The organism is Paenibacillus sp. FSL H7-0331 (assembly GCF_001956045.1).
The window spans coordinates 209,332-224,784 of sequence record NZ_MRTH01000006.1; the positions used below are offsets into that span (position 1 = coordinate 209,332).

At 46.6% G+C, this 15,453-nt stretch carries 13 protein-coding genes and 1 other RNA gene; 13 read left to right on the top strand and 1 reads right to left on the bottom strand.

Going from position 1 to position 15,453, the window contains the following annotated elements; genetic code table 11:
- From BK127_RS11210 to rnpB, 3 genes are all read left to right on the top strand, one after another.
- On the top strand, positions 1 to 771 hold the full coding sequence (locus tag BK127_RS11210) for a tRNA (adenine(22)-N(1))-methyltransferase (RefSeq protein WP_076230132.1): 771 nt from the start codon (positions 1 to 3) through the stop codon (positions 769 to 771).
- On the top strand, positions 738 to 1,853 hold the full coding sequence (locus BK127_RS11215) for a Nif3-like dinuclear metal center hexameric protein (protein ID WP_076230133.1): 1,116 nt from the start codon (positions 738 to 740) through the stop codon (positions 1,851 to 1,853). The genes BK127_RS11210 and BK127_RS11215 overlap by 34 nt, the downstream gene beginning before the upstream one ends.
- Before the next feature lie 95 nt (positions 1,854 to 1,948).
- Positions 1,949 to 2,356: RNase P RNA component class A (rnpB, locus tag BK127_RS11220), an RNA gene on the top strand.
- A 53-nt stretch (positions 2,357 to 2,409) separates the two neighbouring features.
- Here the strand turns inward: rnpB and BK127_RS11225 are convergent.
- Entirely contained in the window at positions 2,410 to 4,338 is a 1,929-nt protein-coding gene (locus BK127_RS11225) for a S8 family peptidase (RefSeq protein ID WP_076230134.1), read from the bottom strand.
- Between the two features lie 196 nt (positions 4,339 to 4,534).
- Here BK127_RS11225 and BK127_RS11230 point away from each other — a divergent pair, with 196 nt between their 5' ends.
- The 10 genes from BK127_RS11230 to BK127_RS11275 all read left to right on the top strand — a co-directional run bounded on the left by BK127_RS11230 (position 4,535) and on the right by BK127_RS11275 (position 15,364).
- The gene (locus tag BK127_RS11230; protein WP_076230135.1) at positions 4,535 to 5,035 is read left to right on the top strand and encodes a DUF3907 family protein; all 501 of its coding nucleotides are present in this window, start codon (positions 4,535 to 4,537) and stop codon (positions 5,033 to 5,035) included.
- Between the two features lie 72 nt (positions 5,036 to 5,107).
- Positions 5,108 to 6,253, top strand: coding sequence for a glycoside hydrolase family 15 protein (locus tag BK127_RS11235; protein WP_076230136.1), 1,146 nt, complete (start codon positions 5,108 to 5,110; stop codon positions 6,251 to 6,253).
- 46 nt (positions 6,254 to 6,299) lie between these two features.
- On the top strand, positions 6,300 to 6,509 hold the full coding sequence (locus BK127_RS11240) for a DUF1540 domain-containing protein (protein ID WP_076230137.1): 210 nt from the start codon (positions 6,300 to 6,302) through the stop codon (positions 6,507 to 6,509).
- A 97-nt stretch (positions 6,510 to 6,606) separates the two neighbouring features.
- A complete protein-coding gene (locus BK127_RS11245; protein ID WP_076230138.1) occupies positions 6,607 to 7,302 on the top strand; it encodes a lytic transglycosylase domain-containing protein in 696 nt (231 codons plus the stop codon).
- Between the two features lie 99 nt (positions 7,303 to 7,401).
- Positions 7,402 to 8,574 carry a cysteine desulfurase family protein gene (locus BK127_RS11250; protein WP_076230139.1) on the top strand — a complete coding sequence of 391 codons (1,173 nt, stop codon included), beginning with the start codon at positions 7,402 to 7,404 and terminating at the stop codon, positions 8,572 to 8,574.
- Between the two features lie 6 nt (positions 8,575 to 8,580).
- Positions 8,581 to 9,783 carry a tRNA uracil 4-sulfurtransferase ThiI gene (gene thiI, locus BK127_RS11255; protein WP_076230140.1) on the top strand — a complete coding sequence of 401 codons (1,203 nt, stop codon included), beginning with the start codon at positions 8,581 to 8,583 and terminating at the stop codon, positions 9,781 to 9,783.
- Positions 9,784 to 9,857: 74 nt separating this feature from the next.
- Positions 9,858 to 10,526 (top strand): TerC family protein, encoded by a 669-nt coding sequence (locus BK127_RS11260; protein WP_076230141.1) that lies wholly within the window; start codon positions 9,858 to 9,860, stop codon positions 10,524 to 10,526.
- 185 nt (positions 10,527 to 10,711) lie between these two features.
- Positions 10,712 to 11,695 (top strand): helix-turn-helix transcriptional regulator, encoded by a 984-nt coding sequence (locus BK127_RS11265; RefSeq protein WP_076230142.1) that lies wholly within the window; start codon positions 10,712 to 10,714, stop codon positions 11,693 to 11,695.
- A 112-nt stretch (positions 11,696 to 11,807) separates the two neighbouring features.
- Positions 11,808 to 13,613 carry an ABC transporter ATP-binding protein gene (locus tag BK127_RS11270; RefSeq protein WP_076230143.1) on the top strand — a complete coding sequence of 602 codons (1,806 nt, stop codon included), beginning with the start codon at positions 11,808 to 11,810 and terminating at the stop codon, positions 13,611 to 13,613.
- Positions 13,610 to 15,364, top strand: a complete 1,755-nt coding sequence (locus tag BK127_RS11275; protein ID WP_076230144.1) for an ABC transporter ATP-binding protein — start codon at positions 13,610 to 13,612, stop codon at positions 15,362 to 15,364. The genes BK127_RS11270 and BK127_RS11275 overlap by 4 nt, the downstream gene beginning before the upstream one ends.
- Positions 15,365 to 15,453 lie beyond the last annotated feature (89 nt).

Below are 15,453 nucleotides of genomic sequence, written 5' to 3' on the forward strand. Positions count from 1 at the left end.
ATGCTGCGAATATCAAAACGTTTGGAAATGATTGCGGGTGGTGTGCCGACAGGAAGCCGTTTGGCTGACATTGGTTCGGATCATGCACTGCTTCCGGTTTATTTGGCTCAAAAGAAACAGATTGTGAAAGCTGTAGCTGGAGAAGTGAACCTCGGACCCTTTCAGGCGGCCTCCAGGCAGGTTCGTGATTCTGTACTTGATCAAGTCATTGATGTCCGACATGGAAATGGTCTTGAGGTAGTAAAAGTCGGAGAAATTGATGTAATCACAATAGCGGGCATGGGCGGAGCCTTGATAGCCGATATACTCGAGGCAGGCAAGGATAAGCTGGCCGGTGTACAACTACTTATTTTACAGCCCAATGTTGGTGAGTCCAATGTGCGTTCGTGGCTTATTCAGCAGGATTGGATATTAATAAACGAGCAAATTCTCGAAGAGGATGGCAAAATCTATGAGATTTTGTCCGCAGTACCATCCCATTTGAGTCAAGTCTCGAATGTTATGCTTTATCGGGAACGTCAGCTTGCAGACGGAGTAACGGTTAATCGTGAGCTGCTGCTCAAGTTGGGGCCCTACTTACTGGATCATCCTCAAGAGGTCTGGTTTCAGAAATGGGAGTCGGAATTGGAGAAGCTGGCTATGATTGTACAGCGGCTTGCCCTATCGGCGCTGCCTGAATCCAGAATGAAGGAGCTTGAATATCAGCAAGAAATTGAACGAATCAGGGAGGTACTGGCATGCTTGCAAAAGGACAAACCGTCATTCAACTGATGGAGGAACTGGCACCTAAGCATTATGCGGTTCCTGATGACAAGATCGGGCTACAGCTGGGGACTCTGCAAAAGGAAATCAGCAATGTGCTGGTAGCGCTTGATGTGAACGATGAGGTAATTGATGAAGCAATACGGCTGCAGGCTAATTTAATCATTGCTCACCATGCGATTATTTTCAGGCCGCTTGCTCATTTGCAAACCGATTCGGTAGCAGGAAAGCTGTATGAGAAGTTAATCAAGCATGATATTGCTGTCTATATATCACACACGAATCTTGATGTGGCAGATGGTGGGGTCAATGATATGATGGCGCACGCCATTGGCTTAACAGGGCTTTCACCGCTTGAGGAATTACATACGGATAAACTGAAGAAGCTCGTCGTATTTGTGCCTGAGTCGCATTTGGAGCCTGTTAGAGAAGCCATATTTCGCGCAGGTGCGGGATCGATAGGGAAGTACAGTCATTGCAGCTTTGCTGCCGAAGGAACGGGGACCTTTTTACCTGGGGACGGGAGTACACCTTTTATCGGTAAGCAGGGCAAGCTGGAGCAGGTGCGCGAGATGCGATTGGAAACGATTGTTCCGCAAAGCATCGAAAGAAAAGTCGTTCAGGCGATGATTAAAGCTCATCCTTATGAGGAAGTAGCCTATGATCTATACACGTTGGATTTAAAGGGTCGTGCTTACGGTCTGGGCAGGATCGGTAAGCTGCAGGAGCCAGTTACCCTGGAGCAGCTATGTGAGCTTGTTAAAGCCTCTTACGAGGTTCCTGCTGTACGGCTTGCTGGTAATCCACAACGTAAAGTTCAAAAAATTGCTGTTCTTGGCGGCTCAGGCGGCAGATATGTCCGTCATGCTTTATTTGCAGGGGCGGATGTGCTTATTACTGGAGATATCGACTACCATACGGCTCAGGACGCCATGGCCGCGGGGCTTAGTATCATTGATCCAGGCCATAATGTTGAAAAAATATTGAAGCGCGGTGTAGCCGAATATTTACTGTCCAGGCTGCAGGAAAAGAAATCAAATACAGGTGTATTTGCCTCGGAAATCAATACGGAGCCGTTTCTTTTCGTTTAAAATTGGTAACGGTAAAAGGGGTCAAAGATCAAATAGCAATGAATTGTTGTTGTATTTTAACGTAAATCCCTGTATACTATCCTTTGCACATCAGGAAAGCTTGACAGACAATCGCTGGTGAGAAATCACGAGAGGAAAGTCCGGGCTCCGTAGGGCAGGATGCTGGATAACGTCCAGTCAGCGCGAGCTGAAGGCTAGTGCCACAGAAATGGACCGCCGATGACGTGGAAAGTATTCCACGAACAGGTAAGGGTGGAACCGTGGTGTAAGAGACCACGAGGAGATATGGTGACATATGTCCTGGTAAACCCCATCTGGTGCAAGACCTAATGGAACGCACGTCCCTCTGGGGACACTCCTTGCCCGGGATGCGTTCGGGTTGGTCGCTTGAGCCAAACGGCAACGTTTGGCCTAGATAGATGATTGTTGCTTCAATGGTGGGAGGCTGGTAGCCGTTACGACCACTGGAAGTACAGAACCCGGCTTAAGTGCAAGCTTTCCTGTTACCAATGAAAAACCGCCTCCTAAGGGCGGTTTTTGTGCGTTATTTTTATGGTCAAGGGGTTTGCATTCGTTCGAGCAGCCTCTGTGCCCATGAGCTCCAATAATCGAGACCGCTAATGACACCGGTATGAGCAGAGGGTTCGGCTGGTGCCGTCTTTTCGGTTGCCAGAGCCCCTTTATGGTTCACTGCGCTCTTCACGGCGGCTACGACATCAATGATGCCATAACCAAAATATTTATCCTTGCCTGCAGGTCCTGCATCAGACGCCGTATCGCGCATAATCTGCATCACTTCTTTATTCGTAAGTGATGGATTGACCGAGCGAATAAGAGCAGCCAGAGCCGTCACATGGGGACTAGCCATCGAAGTGCCGGATAGTGCCGCATACTGATTGTGCGGGTAAGTGCTGGCAATGTTGACTCCAGGCGCAGCTACATCGATGTAATCTCCGTAATTGGAGAAAGATGCCTTGTTCCGATTCGCATCTGTTGCTGCGACTGCGAACACTTCTGGATAGGCCGCAGGGAATCCGGGCTGCTCCGTATTGTCATTACCGCTAGCGGCAATAAGTACAACATCGTGATCATAGGCATAACGAATGGCATCATGTAAAAAGTTGGCATCTGCATAGTTGCCGAGGCTCATATTGATGACTTTGGCACCATGATCCGTTGCCCAGATAATGCCTTGAGCTACCGCATACGTACTGCCTGCACCACTTTGATCGAGAACCTTGACAGGAATAATTGGATTATACCAGCTCATTCCAGCAACACCCAGTCGATTGTTGACAATGGCTCCGATAACTCCGGCGACATGGGTGCCATGTCCGACATCATCCATAGGCGACATTTCGGAATTAACTACGTTGTAGCCGCTAATAAGCTGATCCTTCAGATCAGGGTGGTCAAGATCGACACCCGTGTCGACGATAGCGACGGGAACATCTTTGGAGCCTTTGCTTATGGCCCAGCCAAGCTCGGTGTCGATGGCAGGAAGGTTCCACTGATACCGTTGATATAGCGAATCATTCGGTGTCAACAGCGTGTAGTCAGACGCAGCTGGCTGTGGGCTCCCGGAAGGATTTTTGGTCACTGCGCTATTAGTCATATACAAAAAGTGAGGCTCCACGTATGCAATGTTCCACTTTTGAAAATAATTCATCAGCTGTTTGGCTTCCAGTTGTTTAGATTCAAATATATACGTATAGCCAAGCTTGCGATAAGGCTTTGAGGCTTGAATATCCGTTTCGATTTGAGCTAAATCTGCAGCGCTCGGTTGAGTCTTGAAACGCACGACAACCTGATTGACATGATAATGGCTGGTACCCTCATTCTGCTCAGGATGATTAACTTTAACGTCCTGCAATGTACGGGAATCAACGGATTCGATTTTATAACGATTATCGCTTGGATAAGTTACGATCCTTAAATTGTTAAGCTGATGATTCTCAACCTGCTGCAGGATGCTTTGTTTAACAACCCCAAGCAAGGCTTCACCGGAATTCTCTGACGGCACCCCAAGTACAAAATAGGTGGAGCCATTAGCTTGAAATGGTGCAGATTGATAAGACTTGCCTTGCTCCGTGTCCGTCTTGGCCTTCAGCAGTTCCGCCTGAGCTTGGTTCTGTATTGACTCATTAAGGCTGCCAGAATGTAGACCCGCCTCCAAAGGTTGTGAATGCTGGGTCCAGATCAGCTTCTCCATGTGTGGATGCTCTGCTTGGAGCTGCTGCATGCCTGTCAGCTTCGCCTCTGCAGTTTCTTTTTCTTTCAAATGCAGCATACGATCGAGCTCCAGACTGCACTGGCTGCGGCATAGTTCTCCGGTTACTTGAAGGTCCTGCTGCATAATGTTTTTCTTGGATTGCATCTCTGCAGCGGCCGATAAAGTCTCGAATTTGAGCGGATCCTCACTGCGAGGAAATAATAACACGCCGAAAGCGAGCACCATAACAAAAGCTAAAGCATATTTCCACATCGAATGGCCCCTCCCTTTAAAATGATACCGTTAGCGTCTCCGCAGGAATGTTTTTTACTACCGGAAATCATCGCCTTTAACATTTTGGCCAACAGACACTTTACGAGTTACTTTTAGCTTCAATTTATGGTAGGATAAAGGTGTAACAGTTCTACTAAAAAATATGATGTTTGTTGATTAAAGGAGGTCCTGCGACATGACTGTGCTGAATGTGAAAAATTTATGTGAAACTACGAAGTACAAGCTAAATGAAGCAACTGCAAAAATCGAAAAATTTCTGAATGATCATTCTCTGCAAGAGCTCAACAAAGAGCAAGAACCTGAGATGGATGAATTTTACAAAGGTTTTTTGTCAGATACCAGGCATTTGTTGGTATTCAGTGAAGTTGCTTATGAGAAGCTTGGTATGAGTTTACGTCGTCCCAGCTTTAATGTGGAATATGCGGAAAAAGTACTTTATGAAGTTTATCATAGTTCGGTGAACAGCTTCTTTTATCCGAAACATGAGTGCTATTCCGAGGATGGCCGTTACGCTTATACCGGACAGGATGCGATTCGCTTCCGCAAAAAACCGATTCGTGAGGTACGTGATTTGACCATCGAGCTTTCGAAAATTTTTGAAACGCTTCGGGAAGATCTGACTTATTATGAAACGGATTACATTACCCAAAAACGGATGCAAGGTGAGAGAGTCTAATCTTGCTTTATTGTGATGATGAAAAAAGGTGCTATGTAGCATCTTTTTTTGTTTTAGAGAGGACATGAAGCGATGAATGGACAAGAACAGGATTGGCACATTACTGCTGAACAGCTGACACCCATCAGTAAGCAGCTAATAATATGGAACCAGCATCCAAGCGGCGGATATACGGCATGTCCACTGTTTGCTAATTATGCCTATAGTTGGCTGCGGGACGGCAGCTTTATTGCCAATGCAATGGATGTTTCTGGGGAACCAGAAAGTGCGGCCGATTTTTATAATTGGGTCAACCCAATCATATTACGTATGAAAACTCGCATCGAGCTGCTTTTGGAAAGGTTTGAGCGTGGGGATAGTATAGAACAGCATGAATTTTTACATACGCGCTACCAGTTGGATGGTCGGGATGATCACAATGCAGAGTGGGGGCATTTTCAGCTTGATGGTTATGGGACCTGGCTGTGGGGGCTTGTCGAGCATTACCGAATAGCAGGGCAAACCGAGATGCCTGAGACTATTGCAGATAGTGTCGATCTGGTGGTCCGCTATTTATGTGCATTTTGGGAGCAGCCGAATTTTGATTGCTGGGAGGAGCGCGGCGATCAACTGCATCCTTCAACGCTTGCATGCATTTATGGAGGGCTCGAAGCCATTGGAAGATTTAATGGTCGTACGGACTTGCTGGAAATTTGCGCACAGATCAAACAGTTTATTGTGGAGCACATGGTGCATCCTGAGCGCGGATATGTAGTGAAAAGCATTCAGCCGACCTATACTGGAAATGAATACGAAATTGGATATGGTGGTGTAGATGCGAGCGCGCTGTGGTTGTGTGAACCGTTTCAGGTATTTGCAGCGGATCACCCTGTGATGGCAGCTACGATCAGCAAAATTGAAGCGGATTTGAAAACAACAGATGGCGGAATCAGACGTTATTCCGAGGATGAATATTATGGCGGAGGCGCATGGATTTTGCTCACCGCCTGGTATGGCTGGGTATCACTGGCCTCAGGTAAACGGCTGGAGGCTGAGCAAGCCTTACAGTGGATTGTGAAGCAAGCGGATTCGCTTGGGCGATTACCGGAGCAGGTAGCACATGCTGAGACTGATTCAGAGGTGTATCAAGGCTGGTTGAGCCGCTTGGGAACGCCTGCAACCCCATTATTGTGGTCACATGCGATGTTCCTTGTCCTTAATTTCCAACTCGTCAAATAGTATGGACTTTTCAATCCACGGGTACATTGATATAGGGGTGATGAAAATGCCAGATGTGAACTGCAGTGTAGCCAATTGTACGTATTGGGCTAACGGTAACAAATGTAATGCAAAGTCGATATTAATCGATATCGATCAGCATGCAAATGTGGATGTGTCAACAGAATTTGCTGGAGAGCATGGTTCTACAGAGCACAAGGATTATGCGGAGAACACGCAAAATACATGTTGTCACACGTTTAAAGCAAAAAAGTAAGGGAATGAATGACATTATTCTAAAATTTGTCTAGCTGGTCGTACGAAAAAAGTGTACAATAAGGTATCATCTTGTACACTAAGGAGCATTGTCTTCTATGAATATTGATCCACGAATGTTAAAAGAGCTTTTACGTATGCAATTGCTGAACAAAACGGATATTCTTTCCAACAAAGTTTCAGGCTCGAATGATGATGAATCTGAGTTTTCGGAGCTGTTAAATGATTTATTGTCACAAAACACGGACAGCCCGATGCTTAGCAATGTCGGAGCATCTGCTCCTGTAACCCAAACGGCTCTTAAACCGAGCAGCTTAAATCCATTATTCGCGTCCGCCAGTTCCTATCGTACAGGCCAAACAACCGGTTCCTCACAAGCTAAGGAATTGGACCCGTTAATTCAAGAAGCAGGCAGACGACATCAAGTTCAACCGAGCTTGGTCAAAGCGGTTATTGATGCAGAGTCGTCCTTTAACTCAAAGGCAGTATCTCAGGCTGGAGCCAAAGGCTTGATGCAATTGATGGATGCAACGGGTAAAAGCGTCGGCGTGACCGATCCTTTTGATCCTGTACAAAACGTTCAGGGCGGAACCAAGTATTTATCGAATCTTTTGAAGAAATATGATGGGAACCAGGGTGTGGCTTTAGCTGCTTATAATGCAGGCTCTGGTCGTATCGACCGTTTGGGCATTGCTAACGACAACGATTTGGCAGCCAAGATGGGTCAGCTTCCCAAAGAAACTCAAGCCTATGTTGCCAAGGTCATGAATTTACAACGCAATTATGAAGGATAACAATTAGCGACCCAAGACCTAAAGCAAGTACCCTTACTAGTGAGGGACTTGCCTAGGTCTTGTTTTTTGTGGTTGTCTACCTATAGAGGAGAAGTGACGATGTTATATTTGGACTATGCTGCAACAACGCCTCCTTATGATGAAGTCGTCGATGCGGTTGCTGAAGTCATGAAGCAGCATTATGGAAATCCCTCTTCCTTGCATCGTCTGGGTGTTGTGGCTGAACAACTGGTAAGTCAAGCCAGAGCCGTCATCGCAAGCAGCTTGAGCTGCCAGCCGGAAGAGATCCGATTCACCTCAGGCGGGACCGAAAGCAATAATTGGGCGATACAGGCCACAGCCCGCCGATTTCGGCACCGCGGTAATCATTTGATTACGACAGCTGTGGAGCATGCCTCGGTATATGAAACCTTTCGTGAGCTTGAGCGGCAGGGATTCCGAGTCACCTATTTGCCTGTAGACGCAACGGGAGCCGTGAAGCTTGAAGAGTTGGACAAGGCTCTCAGCGATGATACGATTATGGTCAGTATAATGGCGGTAAATAACGAAATGGGACGTATTCAGCCGATATCCGCTATTGGCGAGCTGCTGCGACAACGGTCTCGTACGATTGTATTTCATGTAGATGCCGTACAGGCTATCGGTAAACTGCCACTGCATCCTGGGAAGCTCAAGATTGATCTATTGTCCTGCTCTGCCCATAAGCTGCGGGGTCCTAAGGGGAGCGGTTTTTTATACGTTAGAAAAGGCTTGGAGCTTCCTCCCTTACTGTATGGGGGCGGACAGGAAGGTGGCCTTCGATCGGGTACGGAGAATGTTCCGTCGCTTGTCGGTATGGCCAAGGCAATCAGAATGGCTGTGGAGGAGCAGGAACGGTTTTATACACATACCCATCTTTTGCGAAAACAGCTGGCAGCTGCAATTCGGGATATTCCTGAGTTAAGGCTGAGCGGGTCTGATATAGAGGACGAAATGGCACCGCATATTGTGCATTTTTGTTTTCCTGGGATGAAATCCGAGGTGCTCGTTCATGCTTTAGAGGAAGCGGACATTTATGTATCCAGCCGCTCGGCTTGCTCTTCATCTGCCAACAAACCGAGCCGTGTACTCAAGGCAATGGGCTTTGATGATGCACGGGCTATAAGTGGTATTCGAGTTAGCTATTCGCTGAGTCAAACGATCGACGATATGAACTATTTTGGTGAACAATTACAAAAGGCTGTTGAGCGCTTGAAGCACACGATCACAGGGCAGCCAAATCGAAGGAGGTAGCTAGAGATGAAGCCCGATATGATTATGCTTCGTTTGGGGGAGCTTACACTAAAAGGGAAAAACCGCAGCCGGTTTGAGAAGGTCGTTTTTGAGCAGGTAAAAAAATCAGTTCAGAGCTTTTCAAGGCTTACTTTTGTACTAGAATTCGGCAGGGTGTACATACACTTAAACGAGGAGCCTTATGAAGCGGTTCAGGAACGGCTGCGGAAGGTGCTCGGCTTGTCTTCATTTAGTCCGGTGTTTACAGCACCCTTGGAGCTTGAAGCGATTCAGTCCACTGCCCTGGCAGCAATGGAAAAGCTGGAGAACGGACAAGCCGAATTCAAGGTGACTGTGCGCCGCGTCAACAAAAAATTCCCTTATGACTCACAAGAGATGAACAAGCTGGTTGCTGGCTTTGTCCTTAAGGCTATCCCTGGTCTGAAGGTCAATGTCAATCAGCCTGAGGTTGAGCTTAAAGTGGAGCTGCGCGAAAAGCAGGCTTTGATTTTTTCGCACAGCGTTAATGGAGTGGGAGGTTTTCCGCTCGGTACAAATGGGAAAGCAATGCTGATGCTTTCTGGTGGCATTGATAGCCCGGTTGCAGGGTTTCTTGCACTACGACAAGGCTTGAAGCTTGAGGCTGTGCATTTTCACAGCTATCCCTATACGAGCGAAAGATCGCAGCAAAAGGTGAAGGAGTTGGTTGCCAAGCTGTGCGGGTATGCGGGTGATATCAGGCTGCATATGGTGCCGTTCACGAGCATACAAACCCGTATTCATGAGGTTTATAAGGAGGATCTGTTTATTACGCTGCTTAGGCGTGCGATGTTTCGGATAACGGAAAAGCTGGCAGAGAACTACGGGGCATCGGCAATCGTAACCGGAGAAAGCTTGGGTCAGGTGGCCAGCCAAACCATCAACAGTATGAATGTCATCGGACGTGCCGTGGAAGTTCCGATCATCCAGCCGTTGGTTTGTATGGAAAAAAAGGAAATCATCCGGATTGCTGAAGATATTGATACGTTTGAAATTTCGATTTTACCGTATGAGGATTGCTGCACCTTGTTTATGCCTCCTTATCCCAGTACAAACCCAAGCTTGCGTATTGTAGAAAGTATTGAGAAGAGTATGGAGTGGCTGGACGCCGAATTGGACGAAGCTGTCAGGCTCACCGAACAGATATGGATTGGGGCCGATGAAAAGCCACAGTTCGCGGCTTTATTTTAAAAAGGTAAATGGGTATCACAGATTAGGCTAAGAGATGGGTGGTTGCTGAGTAATTGTATGGGAGGTAAGAAGGAATGCTGGATTGGATTTTATTATTCTTGCAGATCATGCTTATCAATATTGTTCTCAGCGGCGACAACGCTGTCGTGATCGCTTTAGCTAGTAAAAACCTGCCTCCCGATCAACGCAAGCAGGCGATATGGTGGGGTGCTTTTGGAGCAATAGCGCTGCGTGTCTTGTTGACGATTATAGCTGTATATATACTTAGCGTACCTTTTGTTCAAGCTTTGGGCTCTGTGCTGCTGTTCTGGATTGCGGTTAAGCTGTTGATTGATGAGGAAGGGATTTCGGATGTAAAGGAAGCCTCAACCTTGTGGAAGGCGATTCGTACGATTATCGTGGCAGATTTTGTTATGAGTCTGGATAATGTGCTGGCGATAGCGGCCAAAGCTAACAATAACCTGGCTGTGATCATACTTGGGATTGGGCTTAGTGTTCCGATCATAATATGGGGCAGTACGATGGTGATGAAGTTGTTGACGAAGTATCCCATATTCGTGTATCTGGGCGCTGCTCTACTTGGTTATACAGCCGGTGAAATGTTCGTCAAGGATAAAGTCGTTACCGATATTTTGTTGACTGATGTACCGCACTGGATCGTTCCGATTGCAGCAACAATAGTCGTTGTCGGAGCTGGGTTTTGGAAGAAAATAATACTGAAGCCGCGAACACACCATTTTTGAAACGGTATTGTATAGGGTGCTGAAGGTATGAGATAGGTTGCTATAGCACCTATCTTTTTTTGTTGTGTTCTTAATATGGCGTACAAGTATGGACAGTTATCGAGCGCGTAGTCAATTCATAATGGATTATGTAGTCGTTTTTATATATAATAATGATAATCATTATCAAATGAGGTGTTTCAGTTATGGAAGTAACTCCTTTTAAGCAAATTTTCGATCTTTATTTTGACTCCTTATCCTTACAGCAGCATGTCCATTCAGGTAGGGGAACGGCAGCGAGGAAGCTTGATCATGCAATCGGTGAAGGGTATGTGAATCATGTGATTACCCAATCCGGGATTGAAATTATAGATTCCAATTACCAGCTGGCAGACAACCGAAATGTGAGCTTTCATTTTAACGCGGCTATGGTTGAGCTTAGCTTTTGCCTGCAGGGAAATGGAGAAATCTATGCTTCAGGCACTCGGCACAAGCTTAAGGCTAACAACTGCTCACTCCAATTTATGCATGACTTTGACGTCTCATTTCAATATGGAATTGAGACACCCATTCGAACGTTGGCGATCTGTGTGCCAGTTTCATTGTTCGATCGCTATATGTATGATTTGGAATCGAAGGGTCCAATAAGCTTTACTGGCATACTTGGATCTAATGCTTTTCGCATGTTTCATATGTCCATACAACCGGAAACGTCGCGAATATTGAACCAGCTGATAGAAAGTCCCTTCACATCTACCATGCATCGGATGTATGCCGAGAGCAAAGCCTTGGAGCTGTTGGCTATTTTCTTTGATGCTGCTTTATTTGAACGGACAACCTCGTACAAAGCAGCTTCAATATCCAAAAATGATCGATCTAAGATTGTGAAAGCCCAAGAGGTGCTGCATGAGCGTATGGCAGCCCCACCTTCATTGATCGAGTTATCGCGTATCGTTGGACTGAATGATTACAAACTCAAAATTGGCTTCAAAGAGCAATATGGTAAAAGTGTATTTGCTTACTTGCGAGATAGGCGAATGGATAAGGCCAAGAAATTGCTGCAAAGCGGTCAAGTCAGTGTCAGTCAAGCCGCAGGTTTAGTAGGTTATGCTAATTTCAGCCATTTTGCAGAGCTGTTTCGCAAGTATTATGGATATAATCCTTCAGAGCTGATCAGAGAGCGAAATTAAAATCCCTTAAACCGTTATCCTATCCCTCTTGCGGTAGTTGCAGGATCATCGATTGTTTATACTCAGTTCATATTGAGAGTCATTATCGATGATTGAAGGGAGAAAAAGAAATATGGCAAAGAAAGCGGGAATGGCGAGACTATTCGAAATTGCCGAAGAAAAACGGGGACTTCTGCTCATCTCGTGCTTGTTATCTTCGCTTAGTGCAATGTTCATGCTTGTGCCGTATGTGTCCGTATATTTTATACTGGAAGAGCTGCTAAAGCATGCGTCAGACCCGAGGTTAGCTAATGGCGAATTAATGATCAGCTGGGGTGTAGTCGCATTACTGGGTCTGTTGGGAAGTCTGGTTACGATGTATGCTGGAGGCATGGCTTCACATATCGCTGCCTTTCGTATTTTGTATCGATTGCGTATTAAGCTTTCCGCTCATATTGGCAAGCTGCCGCTTGGTTGGCTGAACGGGACGTCTACGGGGGTAGTGAAGAAAACGCTCGACAATAATGTGGAAAAGGTAGAGACGTTCATCGCACACCAGCTTCCGGATCTGGTTCATGTGATCATGACTACGCTTCTTATGATTGTCGTTATGCTCTATTTGAATATTTGGCTGGCGTTAGCCTGCATGATTCCGATTCTGCTTGGATTCGGTATCCAGATGGCATTGATGACAGGGGCAGAAGCGAAAAGAAATATAAAGCTTTATTATGATTCACTGGAACGCATGAACGGGTCAGCTGTCCAATATGTAAGAGGGATGCCTGCGATCAAGATATTCGGGCAAACCGTACATTCCTTTCGGAGATTTTCCGCGGATATGACCAGCTACCGCGACTACTGCATCAAGTATGCAGACCAGTTTCAGAACGGGTACCTGATCTTCAAGGTCATTCTCAGCTCGTTCGCTGCCTTTGTCCTGCCGGTTGGTGTATTCCTGCTGCAGCGCGATCCTGGTAGTGTAGCCTTCGCCTCTGTGCTGCTCTTCTTTCTTGTCATGGCACCGGGCATTTCGACACCGATGTTCAAGATTATGTTTATGGCTTCCTCGCTGAGGGACATTAACGAAGGTATCGAAAGAATGGATCGGATTCTGCAAGAGACGGTGATTCCAGAACCGCTAGTTCCCAAGACTCCAACCACATTTGAGGTTAGCTTTGACAAGGTCTCTTTCTCGTATCTCAGTGAGCTGGATCACGTTCACAGCCAAGCGCTCAGCGAGCTGTCCTTTGTGGCTGAACAGGGAAAAGTAACGGCCTTGGTTGGGCCGTCCGGTTCGGGGAAGTCAACTGTAGCGAATCTGGTGCCGCGATTCTGGGATGTGGGTGAAGGTGCCGTTCGGATAGGCGGGATCGATATAAGGGACATAGGTACAGAAAATCTGATGAATACCGTAGCCTTTGTATTTCAGGAAACCTTTCTGTTCTATGACACCATCTATGAGAATATAGCTGTGGGTCGGCCTAAAGCTTCACCTGAGGACGTATATGCAGCTGCGAAAGCAGCGCAATGCCACGGCTTTATAAGCAGCCTGCCGCAAGGTTACGATACGCTGATAGGGGCCGGTGGAGTGTACCTATCCGGCGGCGAAGAACAACGGATAGCGGTAGCCAGAGCCATTCTAAAGAATGCACCTATTCTTGTACTGGATGAGGCGACGGCTTTTGCCGATCCGGAGAACGAATATGAGATGCAACTGGCCCTTAAAAAACTAACGATCGGAAAAACGGTAATCGTCATCGCACATCGATTATCAACGATTAGAGATGCAGATCAAATACTCGTATTAAACAATGGGCGTATGGAGGAGCAGGGAGAGCATGATGCATTGGTATCTAAACAGGGGCTATATGCCCGAATGTGGCATACCTATACGAATGCGGAGCAATGGCAGATAGCGAAAGGGGGCAGCCCCATATGAATATTTTTTACAATATTACAGCAGGAAGCCAGAGGAAGCTCATCAAGCCTATTGCTTATACGACTCTGGCCTATTGTCTGGGACTGATACCCTTCATACTGCTCGTGGAAGCCGCCAGATTAATATTTGAGCCTTTTGTCCATCCGGGGTCATCACTTGATATTACGAGGCTATGGTGGGTATGCGGCGCAATGGGCGCGGCACTGCTCCTACTGTATGGTATTGAAATACCGGCTTATCGATCCCAATTTAGAGGGGCATACAGCACGGCTGCATCAGGGAGGGCTGCTCTTGCTGAGCATCTGCGTAAGCTTTCATTGGGTTATTTGAACAAGCGTGATCCCGGTGATTTGGCAAATATGATGATGGGCGATTTTACATTGCTGGAGAATGGTATTTCCCATCTGGTTCCACAGATGATTGGTGCTGTCATCATGCCTGTTCTCGCTATGATCGGGCTCTCCTTTCTCGATTGGCGAATGGCTGTCTCCATGTTTGCAGCCTTTCCGATAGCTATTGCACTGCTGTTGCTGACCTCCAGATTGCAGCGCAGATTGGGCGCAAGACATATGAACGCCAAGATAGATGCGGCCAATCGGCTGCAGGAATATTTGAACGGTATTCGTGTTATCAAGGCTTATAATCTTACAGGCGAACGGTTTCTCCGATTGGAGAGCTCTTTCAAGGAATTAATGCGGAGTAGTATACGCATCGAAGGCCTGTTGGGCCCTATCATTCTTAGTGCTATTGCTTTCATTCGGTCTGGCCTGACTTTATTAGTCATTACGGGTGTTAACCTGCTGCTGGGAGGTGGTCTGGAGCTCCTGACCTTCGTCAGCTTTCTCATTATTGGAACGCGTATCTTTGATCCCTTATCTACGGCTTTTGTTAATTATGCGGAATTTCGCTATTACGAACAGGCTGGGGAGCGTATTGTAGAACTACTGCGTGAACCCGTGATGGAAGGAACTGGACAACCTCCTGAACAGCACCATATCGATTTGAGAAATGTGACGTTCGGGTATCAAGATAAAGCTGTGTTGAAAGACGTCAGTGTGAGTATTCCATCAGGGACGTTTACTGCACTTGTTGGTCCCTCAGGAAGTGGAAAAAGTACAATGATGCGAATGATTGCCCGATTTTATGATCCGGATTCAGGAGCTATATCCATGGGAGGGCGATCCATGCGGGAGATAGAACCTGAAGCACTTTTGAAAAAAGTATCGATGGTATTTCAGGATGTGTATCTGTTTCAGGATACCATTGCGAATAATATACGGTTCGGTAAAAATGATGCGACTATGGAGCAGATAGAGGGGGCAGCGCGGCAGGCTTGCTGCCACGATTTTATCATGCAGCTTGAGGATGGCTACGATACGATTGTTGGCGAAGGTGGCAGCACCCTATCAGGAGGTGAAAAGCAACGTATCTCTATTGCCAGAGCAATGTTGAAAGACGCTCCGATTATCCTGCTTGACGAAGCGACAGCTTCCCTGGATCCAGAGAACGAGGCAGAAATCCAGCAGGCAATCAACAGATTAATTCAGCATCGAACCGTAATTGCCATTGCCCATAAGCTGAAAACCGTAATGAATGCAGATGCTATTGTTGTGCTTGAGGAAGGAAGGATTGTCGAACGTGGTCGACATGAAGATTTACTCGCGCAGCGAGGCCTCTATGCACGGTTATGGAAGCTGCAAAGTGAAACATCAGGCTGGAGACTTTCGTCCCGAAAAACGACTTCAACGTGACTAATGTAAGCGTATGAAGTATAATATCATGTTTTGCCTTGCTTTTTCTTACTTAGGACAGTATAATATAGCTAAATGTCAAGCGTCGG